Origin of the sequence: Arthrobacter sp. zg-Y895, assembly GCF_020731025.1 — a bacterium.
In the GTDB taxonomy this organism is placed as follows: Bacteria; Actinomycetota; Actinomycetes; order Actinomycetales; family Micrococcaceae; genus Arthrobacter_B.
On the sequence record NZ_JAJFZY010000004.1, the window covers coordinates 1 to 21,029 of the forward strand.

General features: G+C 66.0%; 21 protein-coding genes and 2 tRNA genes. 9 read left to right on the plus strand and 14 right to left on the minus strand.

Translation table 11 applies throughout. The features are described 5' to 3' along the window. Nucleotides 1-128: 128 nt before the first annotated feature. The 3 genes from LJ760_RS06670 to LJ760_RS06680 form a co-directional block, all read right to left on the minus strand. Nucleotides 129-204 (minus strand) — tRNA-His (locus tag LJ760_RS06670). A gap of 140 nt (nt 205-344) precedes the next feature. Then, complete coding sequence (orn, locus tag LJ760_RS06675) at nt 345-947, minus strand: oligoribonuclease (protein ID WP_442860643.1); 603 nt, start codon at nt 945-947, stop codon at nt 345-347. A gap of 51 nt (nt 948-998) precedes the next feature. Next, nucleotides 999-1,607, minus strand: coding sequence for a hypothetical protein (locus tag LJ760_RS06680; RefSeq protein WP_227920983.1), 609 nt, complete (start codon nt 1,605-1,607; stop codon nt 999-1,001). A gap of 241 nt (nt 1,608-1,848) precedes the next feature. Here LJ760_RS06680 and mptB point away from each other — a divergent pair, with 241 nt between their 5' ends. Next, complete coding sequence (gene mptB, locus LJ760_RS06685; protein ID WP_227920986.1) at nt 1,849-3,393, plus strand: polyprenol phosphomannose-dependent alpha 1,6 mannosyltransferase MptB; 1,545 nt, start codon at nt 1,849-1,851, stop codon at nt 3,391-3,393. On the opposite strand, the gene LJ760_RS06690 is transcribed toward mptB, so the two are convergent. Beyond that, complete coding sequence (locus LJ760_RS06690; RefSeq protein ID WP_227920988.1) at nt 3,356-4,621, minus strand: glycosyltransferase family 87 protein; 1,266 nt, start codon at nt 4,619-4,621, stop codon at nt 3,356-3,358. The genes mptB and LJ760_RS06690 overlap by 38 nt on opposite strands. Before the next feature lie 118 nt (nt 4,622-4,739). Between LJ760_RS06690 and LJ760_RS06695 the strand changes: the two genes are divergently transcribed. Beyond that, complete coding sequence (locus LJ760_RS06695) at nt 4,740-5,159, plus strand: DUF3224 domain-containing protein (protein WP_227920992.1); 420 nt, start codon at nt 4,740-4,742, stop codon at nt 5,157-5,159. A gap of 13 nt (nt 5,160-5,172) precedes the next feature. Here the strand turns inward: LJ760_RS06695 and LJ760_RS06700 are convergent, their stop codons facing one another. The 5 genes from LJ760_RS06700 to LJ760_RS06720 form a co-directional block, all read right to left on the minus strand. Beyond that, entirely contained in the window at nt 5,173-5,910 is a 738-nt protein-coding gene (locus LJ760_RS06700; protein ID WP_227920994.1) for a M50 family metallopeptidase, read from the minus strand. Between the two features lie 20 nt (nt 5,911-5,930). Beyond that, nucleotides 5,931-6,764, minus strand: a complete 834-nt coding sequence (locus LJ760_RS06705; protein WP_227920996.1) for an anti-sigma factor — start codon at nt 6,762-6,764, stop codon at nt 5,931-5,933. After that, nucleotides 6,745-7,317: an RNA polymerase sigma factor gene (locus LJ760_RS06710; RefSeq protein ID WP_227920999.1), complete on the minus strand. Its 573-nt coding sequence runs from the start codon at nt 7,315-7,317 to the stop codon at nt 6,745-6,747. The genes LJ760_RS06705 and LJ760_RS06710 overlap by 20 nt, the downstream gene beginning before the upstream one ends. Before the next feature lie 62 nt (nt 7,318-7,379). Beyond that, nucleotides 7,380-8,060, minus strand: coding sequence for a class F sortase (locus tag LJ760_RS06715; protein WP_227921001.1), 681 nt, complete (start codon nt 8,058-8,060; stop codon nt 7,380-7,382). Between the two features lie 87 nt (nt 8,061-8,147). Beyond that, complete coding sequence (locus LJ760_RS06720) at nt 8,148-8,975, minus strand: DUF4397 domain-containing protein (RefSeq protein WP_227921003.1); 828 nt, start codon at nt 8,973-8,975, stop codon at nt 8,148-8,150. Between the two features lie 282 nt (nt 8,976-9,257). On the opposite strand from LJ760_RS06720, the gene LJ760_RS06725 reads away from it, so the two are divergent. The 5 genes from LJ760_RS06725 to ettA all read left to right on the plus strand — a co-directional run bounded on the left by LJ760_RS06725 (nt 9,258) and on the right by ettA (nt 14,304). After that, a tRNA-Arg gene (locus LJ760_RS06725) sits at nt 9,258-9,330 on the plus strand. A gap of 194 nt (nt 9,331-9,524) precedes the next feature. After that, complete coding sequence (locus tag LJ760_RS06730) at nt 9,525-10,607, plus strand: alpha/beta hydrolase (protein ID WP_227921006.1); 1,083 nt, start codon at nt 9,525-9,527, stop codon at nt 10,605-10,607. Nucleotides 10,608-10,802: 195 nt separating this feature from the next. Further along, entirely contained in the window at nt 10,803-11,399 is a 597-nt protein-coding gene (ssb, locus tag LJ760_RS06735; RefSeq protein WP_227921008.1) for a single-stranded DNA-binding protein, read from the plus strand. A gap of 64 nt (nt 11,400-11,463) precedes the next feature. After that, nucleotides 11,464-11,922, plus strand: coding sequence for a DUF6993 domain-containing protein (locus LJ760_RS06740; protein ID WP_227921011.1), 459 nt, complete (start codon nt 11,464-11,466; stop codon nt 11,920-11,922). A gap of 699 nt (nt 11,923-12,621) precedes the next feature. Then, nucleotides 12,622-14,304, plus strand: coding sequence for an energy-dependent translational throttle protein EttA (gene ettA / locus LJ760_RS06745; protein ID WP_227921013.1), 1,683 nt, complete (start codon nt 12,622-12,624; stop codon nt 14,302-14,304). A gap of 78 nt (nt 14,305-14,382) precedes the next feature. On the opposite strand, the gene LJ760_RS06750 is transcribed toward ettA, so the two are convergent. Further along, nucleotides 14,383-15,267: an acyl-CoA thioesterase gene (locus LJ760_RS06750; protein ID WP_227921016.1), complete on the minus strand. Its 885-nt coding sequence runs from the start codon at nt 15,265-15,267 to the stop codon at nt 14,383-14,385. A gap of 147 nt (nt 15,268-15,414) precedes the next feature. Between LJ760_RS06750 and LJ760_RS06755 the strand changes: the two genes are divergently transcribed. Together LJ760_RS06755 and LJ760_RS06760 are read left to right on the plus strand one after the other, a co-directional pair. Further along, complete coding sequence (locus LJ760_RS06755; protein ID WP_227921018.1) at nt 15,415-15,888, plus strand: acyl-CoA thioesterase; 474 nt, start codon at nt 15,415-15,417, stop codon at nt 15,886-15,888. Further along, on the plus strand, nt 15,888-16,550 hold the full coding sequence (locus tag LJ760_RS06760; RefSeq protein ID WP_227921029.1) for a hypothetical protein: 663 nt from the start codon (nt 15,888-15,890) through the stop codon (nt 16,548-16,550). The genes LJ760_RS06755 and LJ760_RS06760 overlap by 1 nt, the downstream gene beginning before the upstream one ends. Before the next feature lie 18 nt (nt 16,551-16,568). On the opposite strand, the gene LJ760_RS06765 is transcribed toward LJ760_RS06760, so the two are convergent. From LJ760_RS06765 to pepN, 4 genes are read right to left on the minus strand one after another with little or no spacing between them, the layout of a single operon-like run. Continuing rightward, nucleotides 16,569-17,054 (minus strand): globin, encoded by a 486-nt coding sequence (locus tag LJ760_RS06765; RefSeq protein WP_227921032.1) that lies wholly within the window; start codon nt 17,052-17,054, stop codon nt 16,569-16,571. Beyond that, nucleotides 17,047-17,715, minus strand: a complete 669-nt coding sequence (locus tag LJ760_RS06770) for a mechanosensitive ion channel family protein (protein ID WP_227921034.1) — start codon at nt 17,713-17,715, stop codon at nt 17,047-17,049. The genes LJ760_RS06765 and LJ760_RS06770 overlap by 8 nt, the downstream gene beginning before the upstream one ends. Before the next feature lie 49 nt (nt 17,716-17,764). After that, on the minus strand, nt 17,765-18,283 hold the full coding sequence (locus LJ760_RS06775) for an OsmC family protein (RefSeq protein ID WP_227921036.1): 519 nt from the start codon (nt 18,281-18,283) through the stop codon (nt 17,765-17,767). A gap of 58 nt (nt 18,284-18,341) precedes the next feature. After that, nucleotides 18,342-20,894 carry an aminopeptidase N gene (pepN, locus tag LJ760_RS06780; protein WP_227921038.1) on the minus strand — a complete coding sequence of 851 codons (2,553 nt, stop codon included), beginning with the start codon at nt 20,892-20,894 and terminating at the stop codon, nt 18,342-18,344. Between the last annotated feature and the right edge of the window lie 135 nt (nt 20,895-21,029).

The window sequence follows — 21,029 nt, forward strand, 5'->3', positions numbered from 1 at the left end:
GTCAATGGGGAGTTCTGTCCGCGCTCCGCGCCGGGACCGGTTGCCGGTAGGGGAGTGAAGATGATTTTCCCGCAGCAACGCTTAAACGACTGAGGGACGCCGTTTCCGGCGTCCCTCAGTCCTTCTCTTGGGGTGAGTAACGGGGGTTGAACCCGCGACCTCCTGGACCACAACCAGGCGCTCTGCCAACTGAGCTATACCCACCATGTGCCTCAAACGTTCATCCGCGAAGTCCAGGCGAGTGGTCTTGCGGACTCATTTATCTGAGGCAGCGGAATCAAGCTTACACGGTTTTTGGAGTGCTTTTGACACGTCCTGCGCCGTACGGCTCTTTTGTGATGGAGCTAACTCGAAATCCCTGCGGCAATCTTCTTGGCAGTCGCGGAATCCGGCCCCGGCGCGGGGACGAAAATAGCCTCGCGGTAGTAGCGCAGCTCATTGATGGAATCGCGGATATCGCCGAGGGCACGGTGGCCGCCGTTCTTCGCCGGCGCCTGGAAGTAGGCCCTCGGGTACCAGCGGCGGGCAAGCTCCTTGATGGTGGATACATCGATGATCCGGTAGTGCAGGTAATCGATCACTTCGGGCATGTCGCGGGCCAGGAACATCTTGTCCGTCCCCACGGAGTTGCCCGCGAGCTGCGCTTTCTTGGGCTCGGGCACCCACTTGGTGATGTATTCGACGACGGCGGCCTCGGCCTCGGCCATGGTGATGCCGTTGGGCAGTTCGTCCAGGAGCTTGGAGGTGGTGTGCATCTGGCGCACAAAGTCACCCATCTGCGCCAGCGAGGCGTCATCGGGCTTTATGACCACGTCCACGCCGTCGCCGAGGATGTTCAGCTCGGAGTCCGTCACGAGGACGGCTACTTCGATCAGGGCGTCGTTCTTGATGTCCAGGCCGGTCATTTCGCAGTCGATCCAGACCATACGTTCATTTGTTATTGGCACTTCTCCAATGTACCGCTTTCGACCACCTGGTCCTTGGAAAGGGTCCGGAGGCTAAAGGCTGGAGTGGCTGCGCTGGCGCCGGTCCGGAAGGTCGTTGTCAGCGGTGGCGTAGCTCGCGGGAACGCCGGCCAGGTAGGGCTGCAGGGGGATCTGGCCGGTGTCGGGCGGTCCGAAGGTGCGGGTCCAGCGGCTCGGCTCGGCGGGCATCTCGTGAAACACCGGGGCGGCGGCCGCACGCCGTCCGTGCGGCGCGTTTCGGGTCCGGTCTGCGGAACGGGTGCGGGCATGCGGAGTGGCCGGTGCCGCGGATGCGGGAGATGCAACTGCAATGGTGGGCGGGGCTGGGGCGGGAACCACTGCCGGAGCAGGCACCGCCGGAGCCGGAAGAGCCTGAACGGGAACGGCGGAGGCCGCCGCCGTCGTCGTACGCGGCGGAGCGAAGAGCCAGCTAAGCCCGAACGCGAGGAACAACAGCGCCGACGCGGCCGTCACGGTGCCCCAAGGTACCTCGACCCACAACATCGCGACGACGGCAACGGCAGTGAGGAAGACACCCCACGCCAGCAGTTCCGGACTGCGTCCCTGCGGCAGTACGGGCCGCGCTGCCGCGACCCGGATCCCTACGGGTTTGTTTATCTTTGTTGCCCGGTGGCGCCCCACAGCCAATACCGCCTTGCCTCGTTTGTCACAACAGAAACACCAGTGTATGCGACGGTGGTCCGGCTCACAGGATTGACGGCGGCCGCGTCGGCTACGACCCGGGCAAGCGCAGGGCCCGGTGCTAATATCAGCCTGTTACGGTACCCGGGCATTTTCATGCCCGCATTCGAAGCAGGTACCGGACCCTGACTGCCGACAGGCCCGCAGGACACAGTGTCACCCAGAGATTGGAACCACGTAGATGACCGCCCAGGTCCCCGCGACCGAGCCTTCGTCTCCGGGCACGGAGATAGCGAAAGCCGACCGCCCCAACATCGCGATCCTGCAGGGGTTCATCGGTTCCCTTTTGATCCTCTTCGGATCATTCGGCGTGGGCTGGCTGTCGCTCGCTTCTGCCAATCTCCGGAGCAATCCGCTGATTATCTGGATGCGCTTCGATCAGCCCATCGGCGCCGTAGCCGCTGTGCTGATGCTGGCAACGGGCGGGATGCTCCTGGTGCGGTCCTGGCTGCGGCTCGGCCAGCGGATGAAGGGATGCTGGGGTCCGGAGTCGCGGCCGGTGGTACTGAGCGCCGTGATCGCATGGTCGGCACCCATGTGCATTGCCCTGCCGCTGTTCAGCCGGGATGTCTTCGCGTACATCGCCCAGGGACTGGTGATGGTCAGCGGGTTGAACCCGTACAAGGACGGCTACTCCCAGATCTCCAACTACCTGCAGCTCGGCGCGGATGATCTCTGGGCCCAAAGCCCCACCCCTTACGGGCCGGTCTTCCTCTGGATCGAAGAACTCGTGGTCCGGATTACCGGCGGCCAGCCTGAGTTCTCGATCCTGCTGTTCCGGCTGATAGCCCTGCTCGGCGTCGCGCTCTGCGTCTACTACGTGCCGAAGCTGGCCGAGCTGCACGGCATCAACCCGAACCGCGCCCTCTGGCTGACCGCCGCCAACCCGCTGTTCCTGGTTAATTTCATCGCCGCAGTCCATAACGATGCCCTGATGATCGGCCTGGCACTGGCCGGGCTGTACCTGGCCGCGACCAACCGGGCCCTCGCCGGCATCCTGCTGGTGACCCTGTCCATCGGCATCAAGCCGATCACCATCATTTTCCTTCCGTTCATCGGCCTGCTGTGGGCCGGAAAGAATGCGTCGTGGCGGCGGAAGTTTGTCTACTGGTTCATGACTGCGGCTATTTCCCTGGGCCTGCTGTGGATCATGGGCCTGATCAACGGCTTCGGCTTCGGCTGGGTGGGCGCCCTGAGCACGCCCGGCAGCGTCTGGATCTGGTACGCCCCGGTGGGCTTCGCCGGCATGCTGGTGGCAACCCTGGGCAACGCCCTGGGGTTGCCGGGCTGGACCCTGGCCGACATTGTCCACACCATCGGACGCGTGGCCTCCGTGGGGATTGTGCTGTGGCAGATGTTCGTGGGGCAGCACAGCCGCATGATCAGGCGGCTGGCACTGGCCTTCGCCGCCATCGTGATGCTGGCACCGATGATCCAGTCCTGGTACGTCGTGTGGCTCATCCCGCTGTTCGCCGTCACAGGCCTGCGGGACGACTGGCAGGCGAAGACGCTGTACCTGTTCGTGTCGTTCTTCATGGTCTACGCCATCAGCGACCAGCTCGATATCTGGCCCTACTTTGAGTTCAGCCTCAGCGCGGCCCGCCAGATCGCTGCCGTGATCGCGCTGGGCTTCGCCCTTTACCTGATCTTCCTGGATCCCAAGACCAAGGTCCTGTTCCGCAAAAAGCTTACGGAGCCTGCTCCGGGCGAACTTCGGACGCACTGAGGCTTTCGCCGCCGGCCCGGGTAAGGCGGATGACCCGGGCCACCGACCAGCCGAAGAGCACCAGCAGCAGGATGTTGCGGGCGGTCAGGAGCAGGGCGACGGCAATGTTCAGGTCGTTGTACAGGGCAGAGTAGAACATCGGATAGACCAGCGTGGTCAGCGCGGCAATTGCCGGCATAAGTACCCCGGGTACCTTCCAGGCCTTGCCTTCCCATGCCAGTCCGACGGCGACCACGGCGCCCAGCCACAGCATGAACTGCGGCGATCCCACCTTGTTGAACACAATGAACGCGCTCACCAGTGCCAGCGAGCCGGAGATCAGCAGGGCACGGGAATCGGCTCCGCGGCGCAGCGCCCAGATCAGCAGTCCGACGACGGCGAGGGCGGCCAGCGCCAGCAACGGCGTCATCAGCGCGGCCACGGGCTCGCCGAGGGCTCCGCGGACTTCACGGGTGTTGATGGCCTTGTCTTCGAAAATGTATGCGTCGGAGGATCCGAGGATCGCCTGCCAGAGCCCCGGCGTGGTGAACGGCGCTTCCATCTGCATGCCGCGGGCGCCCTGTTCACCGATAAAGCTCAGCAGGTGGGAAAGGCCCCCGGAGAGTGCCACGGCGACGGCAATAACCGCCGACACGGCGGCACCGGTAGCCAGCAGGGTGAGGCGTTTCTTCCACGCTACGAGCACCGCGAGGATTACGGCGGCGGGCCAGACCTTGATCCAGGTAGCCAGCGACAGCAGGGCCGACGCCAGGACCGGACGGGTGGCAAGGAAGAGCAGGCCCATAATCACCAGCGGTGCGGTGAGTCCGTCCACGCGCCCCACGGCAACCGGTCCGAGCAGTGCCGTGACGGCCAGCCACCAGTAGGCGGAGGCGATGCCCTGGGTCCCGGCGCGCCGTGCGAGGACCGCGACGCCGGCCGCGTTCAGGGCGGTGAAGAGCAGGAACCAGGTGAACTGGTAGGCATCGTAGCCAAAGACCGCTGACAGGACCATTGGTAGGAGCGCCGCTATGGGATAGACCCAGCCGCCGTCAATCCCGACCCAGTAGCCGTTCTGGATTCCCGAGAACGCCCACAGCCGGTAGAAGCCCACATCGCTGAGGACATCGCCGCCGAGGATGCGGGTCGCGAGGGCGGCAAGGAAGCCCAGATGGACTACGGCAAATACCGTCCAGAGGGTGGCGGGGCGGAGTAACCGATGATGCTGGAATGCCGATTTCCGGGTCATGCGAGGGTGGTGCTCCTTAGGTAAATCCGTTGCCGTGCCGCGTCCGTGCACAGCGATAAGGCTACCCAAGCGCGGCACCCGGCATGCAATCCGCCGCCGGACACGGGATACTGGAGTAATGACCGACCTAACTGAAGAAGTGATTGTGGCGGATTTCGACGTTTCGGAGTGGGAACCGACGCCGTACCAGGTGGAAGGAACCAACAGCGAACTCTCCACGGTTCGGGCGGTGAAGATCTACGAGGGTGACATCACCGGGACTTCCGTCGCTGACCTGATTATGGCCGGCAACTCCATGGGAGCCGGCTATGTGGGCTCCGAGGTCTTTGCCGGAACCATAGCGGGACGCTCCGGAACCATGGTCATCCAGCACTGGGGGTTGGCCGAGGGAACTGCGACGGCGAGCTCCGGACATATCATTCCCGGCTCCGGCACCGACGACCTCGCCGGCATCTCCGGCAAGGCCATCTACACGCAGGAAGAAGACGGCCAGCACCGGCTCGAGCTGCGGGTAACCTTCCCGGCTCCCCAGGCCTAGGTCCGCGGGCGGACTAGGCGCCCAGCGCGGCGAACACCGCCGTCGCGAGCGAAGCGGCAATGACGAGGGCGAATCCCGCCAGCCACAGGGCGGCAGGAACCCCGGTACGCCGGAAGAGGATGTAGGCGTCGGAGCTTTCCAGGTTCCGGCGCCGGCGTGTATGTACGCTCAGTACATTGAGCCAGTCCCGGACAGCGCCCACCAGGAGCGCGATACCCGTACACATGGCCACATAGCCCGCCACCGGCGGGGCAGCGAACCAGACCAGCAGCACAGACACGGACGCGCAGCCGAAAGCAATTATGAACCCCTGGCCGTTTCGGATGAACAGCAGGGCAGCAACCAGGACCAGGGCGCTGAGCGACAGTGCCGCACCCGACCAGCCGCCCAGCGCCGCCAGCACCAGGACGGCACCGACCACGGCCGGAACAGGGTAGCCCCAGAAGCCGGCCCAAGCTGCGGGGAAACCGCCCCGCCCCAGGGAACGCATGTCTCCTGAGTGGTCAAAGCGGAGGCGGATGCCCTTCACTACCTGCCCGGTCATCAGCGCCGCGAAGGCATGGCCGAGTTCATGGACAAACGTCACGAATAGCCCGAACCACCGCCACGTTGCCCGGGGAACGCTCAGTAGTGCGGCAGCGGCGGCAATCATCAGCAGCACCCCGGGCCCGGGCTCCACGGCCGGAACGCGGTCGAAGCCAGCCAGGACCCGCGACCACCACTCGGCGGCCACGCCCAGAGACTCATCCACGGACGGCCGCCAGTGCGGGCTTAGAGCTCGAGGACTCCGCGCAGGATGGAATCGCCGGAATGGGTGGGATTGCCGTCAAAGGGCTCGTCCGAGATATCAACAATTGGGTACTCATCGAGGTCAAGGTTAGCCGGGATGGTGAACCGGCCTTCCGTGCCCTCCATCGTCCCGAGGCTGACCATGCGCTGAACATCAGGGGCGATCAGCCAGACTTCGCGGAAGCCCTGGGCATCGGATCCGCTCGCCGTGACTACCAGCTCGCGTCCGCCGTCGGAACGCTGGTCCACCTCGGCCCGGCCCGTTTCCGAATAGGCAGGCAAGGGGGCCAGCTCCACCGCGGCAATAACTTCGCTGCGGTCCGCCAGGATCCGGGAGATGCCCCAGGTGCCTGCGGCTGCCAGCACCACGGCGGCCGCGGCGGCACCGAGGACCTGCGGGAGCCGACGTCGTTCGCGGCGCTTCCGGGCGGCGTCCAGCGGAACCGGCGTCGCCCCTGCCGGGGACGACTGCACGGGCGCCGGAGACGGCGCCGATCCGGCCTCCACGTTCTGCTCGGGCGGAGACGATGCCTGCGCAGCCTCAGGGGACGGAGTCGCGTCAAAGGTAGGGGCGTCAAAGGGATCGGCGCGCACGGCATCCCCGAGTCCCAGCCGGGCGTGGATGGAGTCCCAGACCGACGACGGCGGCCGGGGGAGCCCCTCGGGAACTGACGTGGTCCTTCCGGCGGTCACGACGCGCTGCAGTGCGGTGACCTCGGCGGTGCACTCGGCGCAGTTGCCGAGGTGCGCCGTGTCCTGTGGACCGGCCTCGCCCAGGGCGCACAGGGCCAGCGCTTCAGGTGGCAGATGCTGCATCGCTGACCTCCAATCGCTGCCGGAGTTGGACAAGGCTTCTTCGAATATGGCTCTTTACGGTACCCAACGGGAGTTTCAGTGTTTCCGATATCTGCTGATGTGTCAGGTCTTCATGAAAGGCCAGGCGGAGGATGGAACCCTGGGGTTCCCCGAGCCTGGCCAGCTCGGCATCCAGCACCACGCGGTCTGCCACGCCGTCGGGATCAGGACCGGCGGGCGGAACCGGATTCCTGCCGGACTCCGGAGCCTCCATCAGGGTCTCCGAAGAACGGCCCCGGGCAGTGGCCATACCGGCTGCCACGTTCCGTCCGATCCCTACCAGCCAGGCGGCGAGGGTGGAGCGGTCAGGTGCGTAGCTGTCCCGGTATTTCCAGGCCCGGATGAACACTTCCTGCACGGCGTCGTCGGCTGAGCCCTGATCGAGCAGCTTGCGCAGCGCCAGCGCGCGGATCAGGGGCGAGAACCGGCGGTAGGCCTCCGCCAGCGCCGCTTCGTCCCCTGCCGCAAAGGCATGGTCCATCGCGGCGTCGCGATCTGGGGCGCCCGTGGGCATCAGTGCCGTTCTCCTGCCGTGCGGGGCTGCGTCCGGTATCCGGCAGCTCTCTGAGGTAGCCACTATGGTACGGGTACGGCGGTGAGCACAACGTTGTCTTCATAGTCACCTACCGAGTCCAGCCATCTACCGCCGCACGTTACCAGTTCCAGCCGCGGCGCACCGTCACGGTCGAAGAGATTAAATTCGTCGAGTGATGCCTTGGGAATGTTCTGCACCTTTTCGGTGGTGTACTTCACGACGGTTCCGTCACTGCGGGTCACGGTCACGGGGGTGCCGGCAGGGACATCATCCAAGCCCGCGATGGGAAGTTCCTCGGTGCGTGAGTCCACATGGGCGGCCAGCACCGCTGCTCCGCGGGAGGATCCGGGTGCGGGTCCGTAGCGGTACCAGCCGGCCTGGTAATGGTTGTCCGGCAGCGTCATGGCGCCGTTCGCTTCCTGCCCCACCGGGATCACGTCCAGCTCGATGCCGGTTCCCTCCACGCTGACCCGCACGGGTTCGGGAACAACTTCCGCCGGGGTAGGTACGGCGGGCCGAACGGGTATGTCAGTGGCGGGAACGGTTGGTGCCGCCGTCGACGTCGGCGCGGGCGCCGTCGTCGACGCTGGTGCGGGTGCCGTCGAAACCGAATCCGCCGGGGAAGCGGTCTCGGGGGCGCCGCTGCAGGCCGCAGTACCGGCCAGGACGCCGGCGGAGAGGCAGGCCGCTGCGGCGAATCGTCGCAGGGGGACAACGGTCATGGATGGACCTCCGGAAAAGGGTGGCCCCGGTGCTGCGGCGCGGAAAGGGGGTGCGCCGCAGCATCGGGGGGATCGGGCGGGTGCTGCTTAGCTGTCGCTGACCGTGGCACGGCGGCGCAGCAGGGCGGCACCCAGGGTGAGCAGCGCGACGCCGCCGACAGCGGCAGCCGCCGTCAGCGTCTGGTCATCCCCGGACTGGGCAACCTGCTCCATGGCACCCGGAACAGCCTGCGGTGCGGAGTGCAGCCCCTCGATGGTCTGGGTGGCGAGGGCCAGGTTCCCTGCTTCAAGCGAACCCCACGCATAGACAATCGTGTTCGTGCCTTCGGCCAGGGCCAGATCCGCCGGACCGATCACCGGAGTGGTGGTGCCGGCTGCAGCGACCGAAGCGGAAACCGTTCCGGCATCCACGGTCAGCGCCTTCTCATTGGGGTTGGTGAGGCCCTCGATTACCGGTGTGCCGCCGGCCAGGACGTCGACGGCCGGTGCGGCGGCCACGTGGCGGACGGTCAGGCGTGATTTGCCTGCGTCGACGGCGGATGTGTCATTGGTGAACAGGTTTGCCGTCGGGTTGCCCGAGGCATCGAGGTTGGCGGTGGCAGTGTAGTTGCCTCCAGCTGCCAGGTCTGCAGAGACCGGGCCGATGATCGGGGCGGAGGCGTCGGCGGCGTCGGCGGCCGTGATGGCCAGCTGGTAGTTGCCGCCCGGCAGCTCCAGCGGCCCGGCAAGATCGCCGGGCATGAAGTCATCCAGGGTAAGCGTGCCGTTGACGTAGACGTCCACGGGAGTGTCCGGGACGCCGTGCAGTACCGACAGTTTTGCCGTGTCGGAATCAGCAGCGGATGCCGGTACAGCCGAGAAGGCTGCGGCGGCACCCAGTCCGAGGGTCGCGAGAGCGGTAGCGGTCTTGCGCATGGTCTGAGCTCCTTGATCTGCCGCACCTTTCGGGTACGGGTTCCGTGACTTACACCCCTACTACTTCCGCAGGGACCGTCGTGGATGCAGAACCGGAGATATTTTCCGCAAAAGTTTTTCCAAGGAGCCAAGCCCTGCTTCGACGGGCGAAGCCCGGTACTTCGACGAGCCAAGCCCGGGACGGTGGCGGCGGGTGTGGCAGGGAACGGACGCGCGCAGAAGTGCCGTGCGGGAACGGTCCCGGACGGGAGCCTGCGGCGTCCGTAGTATCATCGTGTGGTTGCCCCCGTAGCTCAATGGATAGAGCAACGGCCTTCTAATCCGTAGGTTGCGCGTTCGAGTCGCGCCGGGGGCACTCAGCAGGATCTGGCGCAGCGCCTTCGACGGTGGCGTAGGCTTCGCGGGGTACGCCCGCTCTCCCAAGGAGCCGCAGTGCCCGCCGGTTACCTCATCACCCTTCTATTGCTTGGAGTGAGTACCTGCTGCGCGCTTTGGCCGCCCGGCGCGGCCAGTCCACGTAAACGTACCTCTATCCGGTCCCGTTGGTCCGTGGCGGCCTACCTCATCGGCATGACCTTCAACGAGGCTCCGCTGTTTCCGCTGCTGCTGGGCGTGGCCGCAACTGCCTTTGCCGTTGGAGAAGGGGACGTCTCTCCGCCGCTGGCGACGGCCGCTGTGGGAGGCATGGCAGTTGTTGGAGCCGGGCTCGTGTGGGTGGCAGTGCGCGCGGTGCGGAGCCGCGGCGTTCCTATGGCGGCCCTGGATGCCTGTCTCGGTGGCGGCTGGCGCCCCGCCCTGCGAGGGGAGGCTTCCGCCGGGGCTGGACGCGGCACCGTCGTGGCCGGGCTTTTCCTGCCCTTCAGGCGCCGCTGCCGGGACGTGCAGCGGGTCAGGGGACTGCGGTACGGAGACTTGGGCCGGGAAAACACCCTTGACCTGTATCTGCCGCGGGGGAGACCGGCCAGGGGTCCCGTGTTTGTGCACTTTCACGGCGGACGTTTCGTCTCCGGGGCCAAGAACCGGGAATCGTTGTATCTGTTGCACCGGCTGGCATCCCACGGGTGGACCTGCGTTAGCGCCAACTACCGTTTGGCTCCGGCTGCGCGGTTTCCCGACTACGTGGTGGATGCCAAGCGGGTCCTCTCATGGGTCACGACGAACGGAGCCGCCTATGGCGCAGGTACGGGACCGGTGGTCGTGGCGGGAAACTCGGCCGGTGCATTCCTGGCGGCATTCACCGCGTTGACGCCCGGCCGGACGGAGCTGCAGCCCGGATTCGAGGATGCCGATACTACGGTGGCAGGGGCTGTCTGCCTCTACGGCTATTACGGCAGGGTGCAGGGCACCAACCCGGACAGCACGCCGGCAGCCTATGCCAACCCCGCCGCCCCGCCTTTCCTGCTCCTCCACGGTGACAGTGACAGCGTGGTGTCCGTTGACCACGGACGGGACTTTGCGCAGACCCTTGCCGGGATCTCCCGGCAGCCGGTGGTGTGGTGCAGGCTGCCCGGTGCACAGCATTCCTTTGACTACTTTGCATCTGTGCGTTCCCGTTTCGCGGCCGAGGCCATCGAAGGATTCGCAGATTGGGCCCAGGCGAGGAAAGTGCAGGGCACACGGTCCGGGGACTGACAGCTCTTCCTCCACAGGACAGGCAGCGCCCTTTCCCGCCTCTCATGGTCCACACTCCGGCCCTTCCCAAGGGCACGGGCACACCCATCGGTGAAGACTCGCACGCACCGGTGGACCAGCCGGAACGCATGCGGGCGACACTGCGCATCGCCAAAAGGCGCAGGCGCCGCGGTACCGAACCGAAGGCAGGAAAACATGAGTGACACCATTACGCTCCGGGGCTACGTTGCCACCGACCTCCGCCAGAACACCACTGACAACGGACTCGCGGTGGCGAGCTTTCGAATGTGCACCACGGAGCGCCGGTATGACCGTGACACCGGGGGATGGCAGGACGGACAGACAAACTGGTACGCCGTCAGCCTGTTCCGCCAGCTGGCCACCAACGCCGCGTTCAGTATCCACAAGGGGGACCGGGTAGTAGTGACCGGCCGGCTGCGCCTGCGGCAGTGGGTCACGGAGGACGGTCGCAGCGGCACCAGCGCCGACATCGACGCCGACACCGTGGGCCATGACCTGATGTGGGGGACCGCCAGCTTCCGCCGCACCACGTCCGCAGGCAGCGACGCATCCGGTGTCGGCGGCGGTGCCGACACCGGGATGGCCGGCGGGGCAGGAGACGACGCCGGGGCCGGGTCTCACGAGGATCTTGAGTCCGAGGAGTCCCTGGGCCGGATTGATGCGTTGACCGGCGAGCTTCTTGATGCCGTCGCCGGGGACAGCCTGACCGCGGAGGACGAACAGGCGGAAACCACGAAGGCTGCCCGTCAAGGAGTCGCCGCGCCGTATTGAGAGCGCACCCCAAATACCGGGAGACTTTTTGTCCACGCAGCGTCATACGTGGCACAATCGCCGGATGAACCCCCGCCGCAGAGCCCGACCGACCACTCCCGCCGCTGGCATGGCGGCCGGGTTCCTGGCGCTCGCGGTCGGGCTTTCCGGCTGCGGATGGCAGGGGGAAAGCGCCGAGGAACCTGCGCCGGCGGGATCGGCCGCGACGGGATCGGCCTCGACGGAGACTCCCTCGCCCCATGCCGCGATCACCGAAGCACTGGAATCCGAGTTGGGAAAGCTGGCTGATTCGAATTCGCTGCCCAACGGTGAAGCAGTGGCTGCGGCGTTTACCGCGGCCGGCTTCCCCGCGGGATCGGTGGAAGTCTCGGCGGACAGCACGCCGACCGGCCTGGAAGTCGACTCGATCCAGGCTGCAGCTGTGCAGGACGGGGACTGCATTTTCGGTGAGGTCCGGGACGGGTCGGCCTACGTCACGGTGCTGCCGGTGTTGTCTGACGGTGGATGCTTCGTCGGGAACTGACCGGGAACTGACCGGGAACTGACCGGGGGCGCTGACCGGGAGCTGACCCGGGGCGCTGACCGGGAAGTGACCGGGAGTCGACCGGGAGCTGACCGGGGGAACCAGCGCCTGTAGACACCGGCACAGAGGCGCATCAGCTGACCGGACAGGTAGGGCGCCTCGGTTGGGGAAGTCCTTCGGTTTGTCGCGATCCCTGCGGTTTGTGACAATTCCTGCTCCGCGCAGTGCAGGATTCCGGACATACTGCGGGGATCCGGACATCTTGCGGGGACAACCTGCAGGATTCCGGACATACTGCGGGGATCTGGACGCATTGCGGGGACAACCTGCAGGATTCCGGACATACTGCGGGGGTCCGGACATCTTGCGGGGACAACCTGCAGGATTCCGGACATACTGCGGGGGTCCGGACATCTTGCGGGGACAACCTGCAGGATTCCGGACATACTGCGGGGATCTGGACGCATTGCGGGGACAACCTGCAGGGAACCGGACATACTGCAGGGGTCCGGACATCTTGCGGGGACAACCTGCAGGATTCCGGACATACTGCGGGGGTCCGGACGCCTTGCGGGGACAACCTGCAGGGAACCGGACGCCCTGAGTCCCGGTATCCCCGGACGCAGCACGGGGGTAACCGCCCGCGCCCGGAAGCCGGGAAATGGTACATATCGGCGCTGACACATTAGCCTTGTAGATATGGCGGAATTTATCTACACGATGACCAAGGCCCGCAAGGCCGTTGGCGACAAAGTTATCCTCGACGACGTAAGCATGTCCTTCTACCCCGGTGCCAAGATCGGCGTGGTGGGTCCCAACGGTGCGGGTAAGTCCACCATCCTCAAGATCATGGCTGGACTGGACACCCCCTCCAACGGTGAGGCCCGGCTCAGCGCCGGCTACACGGTGGGCATCCTGCTTCAGGAGCCGCCGCTGAATGAGGAAAAGACCGTACTCGGCAACGTCCAGGAGGGCGTCGGCGAGATTTACGGCAAGATCCAGCGGTTCAACGAAATTTCCGAAGAGATGTCGCAGCCGGACGCGGACTTCGACAGCCTGCTTGAGGAAATGGGCAAGCTGCAGGAAGCCATCGACGCCGCCGATGCCTGGGACATTGATTCCCAGCTCGAACAGGCCATGGACGCCCTGCGCTGCCCGCCGCCCGAAGCGGACGTCACCCTCCTCTCCGGCGGTGAGCGCCGCCGCGTGGCGCTGTGCAAGCTGCTGCTGCAGAAGCCGGACCTGCTGCTCCTCGATGAGCCCACCAACCACCTGGACGCCGAGAGCGTGCTCTGGCTTGAGCAGCACCTCTCCGCTTACCACGGTGCCGTCCTGGCCGTGACCCACGACCGGTACTTCCTGGACCACGTGGCCCAGTGGATCGCCGAAGTGGACCGCGGACACCTGTACCCGTACGAGGGCAACTACTCCACGTACCTGGAAAAGAAGCGCGCACGCCTGGAAGTCCAGGGCAAAAAGGACCAGAAGCTGGCCAAGCGCCTCACTGATGAACTGGACTGGGTCCGGTCCAACGCGAAGGGCCGCCAGACGAAGTCCAAGGCCCGTCTGGCCCGCTACGAGGAAATGGCAGCCGAAGCGGACCGCACCCGCAAGCTGGACTTCGAAGAAATCCAGATCCCGCCGGGCCCGCGCCTGGGCTCCCTGGTGCTGGAAGCCAAGGGCCTGCAGAAGGGCTTCGGCGACCGGCAGCTGATCGACGGACTGTCCTTCTCGCTTCCGCGCAACGGCATCGTCGGCGTCATCGGCCCGAACGGCGTGGGTAAGTCCACCCTGTTCAAGACCATCGTCGGCCTGGAAGAGCTCGACGGCGGTGAGCTGAAAATCGGCGACTCCGTGAAGATCTCCTACGTGGACCAGTCCCGCGGCGGCATCGACCCGGAGAAGAGCCTGTGGGAGGTCGTTTCCGAGGGGCACGACTGGATCCAGGTGGGACAGGTGGAAATGCCGTCCCGCGCCTATGTCTCCGCTTTCGGGTTCAAGGGCCCGGACCAGCAGAAGAAGGCCGGCGTCCTTTCCGGTGGTGAGCGCAACCGGCTGAACCTGGCCATGACCCTGAAGCAGGGCGGAAACCTGCTCCTGCTCGATGAGCCCACTAACGACCTGGACGTCGAAACCCTGTCCAGCCTCGAAAACGCGCTGCTCGAATTCCCCGGCTGCGCCGTGGTGGTCTCCCACGACCGGTGGTTCCTGGACCGCGTGGCCACCCACATCCTCGCCTTCGAAGGCACCGAGGAAAACCCGGCGAACTGGTACTGGTTCGAAGGTAACTTCGAGTCCTACGAGCAGAACAAGATCGAACGCCTCGGCCCGGATGCGGCCAAGCCGCACCGTGTGACGCACCGCCGCCTGACCCGCGACTAAGTCCGGCACAGCCAGAGCAAAAAGAGCTCCGCTTCCCTTCGGGGAAGCGGAGCTCTTTTCTTGCGGGGTCAGCAGTGCTTACTGCGGGACGCGGACCATGCCTTCCTGGGCAACAGTGGCGACCAGTTCACCGCTTCGGTTGAAGATCCGTCCGGTGGACAGCCCCCGCGCGGCGGAGGCGCTGGGGGATTCCTGGACATAGAGCAGCCAGTCGTCCACGCGCACCGGCCGGTGCCACCACATGGCGTGGTCCAGGCTGGCGATGCTCATGCCCGGAGTGGTCCAGGCAAGCCCGTGCCCGCGCAGCACCGGTTCCAGCAGGGTGTAGTCGCTGGCATAGGCGAGAGCCGCGCGGTGCAGGTTCTCGCCGTCGGGCATGGGCTTGAAGGTCTTCATCCAGACAGCGTTGTGCGGGGTCTTTTCCCGTCCGGCGCGGACGTAGACCGGATCCATCACGTGGCGGATATCCATGGGGCGCCGGTGGGACCAGGCCTCGGCCACCGGGTGGTCGAAGTCCTTCAGCAGCTCGGCAGTGGTCGGCAGGTCCTCCGGATCGGGGATGCCGGCGGGCATCTCCTCCTGGTGGTCCACTCCCGAATCGGGAACCTGGAAGGAAGCGATCATGGACAGGATCGGCTTGCCGTTCTGGTAGGCGTGGCTGCGCCGAGCGGAGAAGGAACGTCCGTCCCGCAGCCGTTCCACACCGAACGTAATGGGCACCTCGGTGTCGCCGGGGCGGAGGAAGTACCCGTGCATGGAGTGCATGATCCGGTCTTCGGGAACGGTACGGGCGGCAGCAACGAGGGACTGGCCCAGCACCTGTCCGCCGAAGACCCGCTTGCGCGGTTCCGCCTGGGAACCCCCGACAAAAATGTCCTCGTCGGTCTTCGCGCCGCCGGCCCAGCTAAGGTTCAGGAGCTCGAGCAGGGACGCGGTCGGATCGAAGGATTCATCAATGGACATCAGGGACTATCTCCTAGCAGGAAAGGCGGTGCTGCGTGGGGCAGGAACCGTGGAACACTTCTAGCTTAAACGTACCGGCCAGTAACCAGTGCGGCGGCCGGGGCCCTGCGTTTTAGGGCAAACCTCACTCTCTGGGAAGATGGGGGCATGCATCGTTTCCCCGTCCAGCTTCGCTTTGGCGACCAAGATCCCAACGGCCACATCAACAACGTTAGGTTCGTCCAGTTCCTGGAGGAAGCGCGGGTCCAGCTGGGCCTGCTGACGCTTCCGGCCGGTGCGGGCGGACCGGGTAGTTTCCGGGATCTGGCCGGGGACCGGACGGCAACGTATGTGGCCCGGCAGGAAATCGAGTACGTGTCGCCGTTGCTTCACCGGAAGGAACCCGTCTGGGTGGACGTCTGGGTGACCCGTATCGGCTCCAGCAGCCTTGCCTACGGATTCCGTGTGGCGGATGAAGACCCGGAGACGGTGTACGCCTATGCCGAAGCGGCAATGGTGCAGGTCGAGGCTGCCACCGGCAGGCCCACACCGCTCACGGACGAGCAGCGGGAAGTACTCCAGGCGTGGATGGGCGAGCCCGTGCCGTTCCGTGCAGCCGTCCCTGCAGGACAGGGCAACTAATGGACAGCGAACTCCGGCTGGCCGATCCGCAGGTCACCGCCGATCTGCGTAACTTTGTGACCCGTGCCCGGACGGCCGACGACGGCGCGGTCCGCCTGCAGGCGGTGGGCAGTGTCCTGGCCGCCTATGTCTGCGTCCTGCGCCCCCGGATCCTCGGGGAAGACACGCCGACCGTGCTGGGCCTGCGGACCATGCCGCTGGCTGCTCCGGCGGAGGTGGACGCCACGGTCCAACTGTCGGCTGTCGGGGACCGGCTCGCCCGGATGGGAAGTGCAGACACTGTGCTTCCAGTGCCGCCGATGACCGTGCGTGAAACCTGGGCGGGCATCCTGGCACCGCGTTCGGGCTGGCAGCCGGCCGGCAGGGTTCCGGTACAGCTGCTCGAACAGACAGCACACCGGGGAATCCGCGAGGTTGCCGCGATGCTGCCCCAGAGCCCGGGAGCCGCCGTCGTGCACAGCGCCCGGACAAGGGTCTGGGCGCAGCCCATGGGCGGAACCGAAACGCCGGTGCCGGCCGGGGCTGCCTTTGCGGCGCTGTCCCTCGGTTTCCTGCCCGCCGGCGGACCCGAGGTCGACGCCGCCCTGTTCAGCAACGGGCGCTGGCTGCGGCTGAGCACTCCGCTCGGGCATGTCCTGACCCGGTTGCCGGCGGTCCTGTAGGCCTGCCGCGGCGGCGGATCAGGCGGAGTTGACCATGGAGTGGGCGGCCCGCTCCAGATAATCCCAGAGGGTCCCCTCGTGCAGGGGTGAGAGATCGAGGGAGTCGACGGCGGCACGCATGTGCCGCAGCCAGGCGTCCCGCGCGGCGGGAGTGACGATGAAGGGCATGTGCCGCATCCGCAGGCGGGGGTGCCCGCGCTGCTCGCCGTAGGTCTTCGGGCCGCCCCAGTACTGCTCAAGGAACAGGAGGAGGCGCTCCTTGGCCGGCCCGAGGTCTTCCTCGGGATACATCGGCCGCATCAGCGGGTCCTCCGCCACGCCGGCATAGAACACGTCCACGAGTTTCACGAACGTGGGATGCCCGCCCACGGCCTCATAGAAGTTGTCCGTGTACTGCGGTTGATGGAAGGCCTGGGGCTGCTGCGTGGGCTGCTGGGCCGGGCGCAGCGGCAGGGACGCCGCGCTCGGCGGCGCCTCTGCCGGAAGAGGTGTCGGTTCAGTCATTGGCAGCCATGCCGTCTTTGAGCGCGTCCGCCTTTGCCGGTTCCGCCGGTGTTTCGCCCAGGTACGTGCCCTGGGAGCGGTTGCCGATCTTGGCGATCTCGCCGTTGCGGATGTACCAGATGACGCCGCGGTCATCGATGATCCGGGTGATCCGGATGCCCACGGACTGCACCGTTCCGGCGGTGTCGCCGACTTCGATGACGTCGCCGATTCCGTACTGGTCCTCAATGGTGATGAAGAACCCGGCCAGGGCGTCGCGGATGAGTTCGCGCGCGCCGAAACCGAGGGCGATGCCGACAATGCCGACGCTGGCCAGCAGCGGGGCGATGTTGATGCCGACGGCATCCAGCACCATGATGATCGCGACGGTCCAGATGGAAACGTTGACGGCGCTGCGCAGCAGGGCGCCGATGGTGTCTGCGCGCTGGGCGCGGCGTTTTTTGTCCAGGTTGCGCATCACCGGCTGCGCCCACTTGATCTTGGAGGAATGCAGCAGCGAATAGCCCTTCTGGGCCCGCGCCACCAGCCGGTTGATCAGGAAACGCGCGACAAACCAAACGCCGGTAGCGGCCAGGACGATAAAGGCAGCCTCGATCAGGCCGGAAAAGTCAAAATCATTGACGGTCACTGAGGAGAGGTCAATTTCGGAAGCGGAAAGCACGGGTAACTGTTCATCCTTTGTGTAGCCGGACAGTGGTCTGCGGTTAAGGCTACCCGTGCCGGCTGTGGCCGGAGGGCAGCGCCGGCCCGGTCAGCGTCTGGGGTCGGTGCTCCACCGGGAAGTTGACGCTCCGCGCAATGAAGCAGAGGCTGTTCGCCTCGGCGTGCATCGGCCCGGCTGCCAGTTCGACGGCGGCAGGCCCCGCGCCGCCGTCGATAGTCACCTTGGGACGAAGGACAGCTGTTGTGAACTCACCGCTGCCGTCCCTGTTGAGCCGCAGCAGCCCCTCGGGGGAGTCCTCGTAGGCGAGTACCCTGATGCCGTTCCGGACCGCCACGTGCAGGTAGGAAAGCATGTGGCACTGGGCCAGTGCGGCCAGCAGAAGCTGCTCGGGGTTCCAGCGGTCCCGGTCGCCGTGGAAGGTGGGATCCGCCGTTCCGGGCAGGTCCGGCAGTCCGGGGGCGCGGATGATGTGGTCGCGGCCGTAGCCGCGGTAGGAAACGGTCCCGCCGCCGCGGTTTCCCGTCCATTCCAGGTCGAGCGTGTAACGGTGTTCGGAGAGATTCACGCTCTCCAAGCTACCGTCAAAGTCCTTGGATGGAAGGGAAACCGCGGGAGCAAGGCTGTTACCGGTCGGCTTCCTGCGCCTTCAGGGCGCGGACCACGCCGTCGCGGCTTTCCAGGATCAGCCGTCGCAGCGAGGGCGAGTCCTCGCCCAGATCGGCAAGGAAGGCATCGGTGGTGTCCACCGTGTCCTGGCGCGTCAGCCGCGACGGATAGAGGCCGACGGCGATCTGCTGGGCAATCTCATGGGTGCGGCTGGCCCACACGTCGCGGATCGACGCAAAGTACTTCTGTGCGTACGGTTCCAGCAGACCGGTGTCGTGGACCCGCATGAAGCCGGCGATGGCCGAACGCTGCGCGGCATTGGGCATGTCGGAGCGCTCCACGATTGCTTCCCAGGCCGCGGCCTTGGCTTCGGCTGTAGGGATGGCCGCGCGGGCCATGGCCGCGGCCAGGGCACCCGTGGCGGTGGCATCGCGCTCGAGTTCGGCGTCGATGTCGGCTGTGCCCAGCCGGCCACCGGCCACCAGGCCGGTGAGCAGCTCCCAGCGCAGGTCCGCGTCGACAGCCAGCCCCTCAAGGGACTGGTCGCCGGTGAACATGCCTGCCAGCGCGTCCAGCTGCTCGTCGGATGAGGCGTGGGCGGCGAAGGCCTTGACGAACTGCAGCTGTGAATCCGAACCCGGCTCCGCTGCGGAAGCCAGCTCCCAGAGACTCTCGGCAGCGGCAACGGTCATGGGTTCGCGGTCCTGGGGGCTGACGTAGAAGGCCAGGGTGGTGGCCAGCTGGCGCAGCAGCACCTGGACAACGGTCGAGTCGGACTCGGAGGCGATGTTCTGCAGGACCAGTTCCACATAGTTGCGGGCCGGGATCTCCGCGTCCCGCGCCGCGTCCCAGGCGGAGGCCCATACGAGCGTCCGGGGGAGGGAATCGGCAATGTTGCGCAGGCTGCGGGTGGCGGTGTGCTGCGAGGCGGCGTCCAGGCGGATCTTTGCGTAGGCAAGGTCGTCGTCGTTGAGCAGCAGCAGGGCCGGTCGCGGCTGGCCGATGAGTTCGGAAACTTCGGTGCGTTCGCCGTCGACGTCGAGCTCCACGCGGTGCGTGCGCTGCAGTCGGCCGTCCCCGTCCGGGTTGTAGAAGCCGATCGCCAGGCGGTGCGGGCGAAGGGTGGGGTATTCCTCGATAGCGCTCTGGAGCACGGCGAAGGACGTGATGGTGCCGTCCTCATCGGTGTCGAACTCCGGACGCAGGGTGTTTACGCCGGCAGTTTCCAGCCACTTCGCGGACCAGTCGGACAGATCCCGGCCGCTGGCTGTTTCCAGCTCGGACAGCAGATCCGACAGCTCCGTGTTCTGCCAGGAGTGCTTGCCGAAGTACTCGCGCACGCCGGCCATGAACTTGTCCTGTCCGACCCAGGACACCAGCTGCTTGAGGACGGACGCGCCCTTGGCGTAGGTGATGCCGTCGAAGTTGACCTGGACGTCTTCCAGGTCCCGGATTTCGGCGACGATGGGATGCGTGGTGGGCAGCTGGTCCTGGCGGTAGGCCCAGGCCTTTTCCAGCGAGGCGAAGGTGGTCCAGGCCTGCTTGAACTCGGTCGCCTCGGCGGCGGCGAGGGTAGACATGAACTCGGCGAAGGATTCGTTCAGCCACAGGTCGTTCCACCAGCGCATCGTGACCAGGTCGCCGAACCACATGTGCGCCAGTTCGTGCAGGATCGTCACGGCGCGGCGTTCCACGGTGGCTTCGGTGACCCGGGAACGGAAGACGTAGCTCTCGAGGAAGGTCACCGCACCGGCGTTTTCCATGGCCCCGGCGTTGAACTCGGGCACAAAGAGCTGGTCATACTTCTCGAACGGGTACGGCGTACCGAACTGCTCCTCGTAGAAGGCGAAGCCCTGGCGGGTGAGTTCGAAGATGTTCTCCGCGTCCATGAACTGCATCAGGGACCGGCGGGCAAAGACACCGAGGGGGATGGTGCGTCCGTCGGAACTGGTCAGCTCGCTGCGGACGGACTGGTACGGACCGGCGATCAGCGCGGTGATGTACGAGGAGATCCGCGGCGTGGGTTCGAAGGACCAGGTGGAGCGCGGACTGGCGTCGGTCAGGTCGCCGGCGGCAACGGGCTCCGGGGTGGGGGAGTTGGAAATGACGTCCCAGTGCGACGGCGCGGTGACCGTGAAACGGAATGTGGCCTTCAAATCCGGCTGTTCGAAAACGGCGAACATCCGGCGGGAGTCCGGAACCTCGAACTGCGAATAAAGGTAGACCTCGTTGTCCACGGGGTCCACGAAGCGGTGCAGGCCCTCACCGGTGTTCATGTAGCGGGCATCCGCCTCCACCACGAGTTCATTGGACTCGGCGAGGTTCGGCAGGGAGATCCGCACGCCGTCGGACACCTCCGCCGGGTCCAGGGACACGCCGTTCAGCGTGATCCGGTGAACCGTGTCGGTGACCGCGTCGATGAAGGTCGACGTCCCGGGGCGGGCGGAGAACCGGACGACGGTCGTGCTGCCGAACACCGTCTCTCCCCGGGTCAGGTCGAGGTTGACGTCGTAGGACTCGACGTCAAGGAGTTCTGCACGTTCACGGGCTTCGGAGCGCGTGAGATTCATACCTGGCAAGGTAGGGCCTTTCTCAAGGACAAGGAGTGCGGCGGATTCATGGTGGTTGCACGTTCCGTCAACACTAGTGATCTTGTGCAACAGTCTCTCATTGCCAAGCATCCTGCCAAAGCACGGAACGGCGGA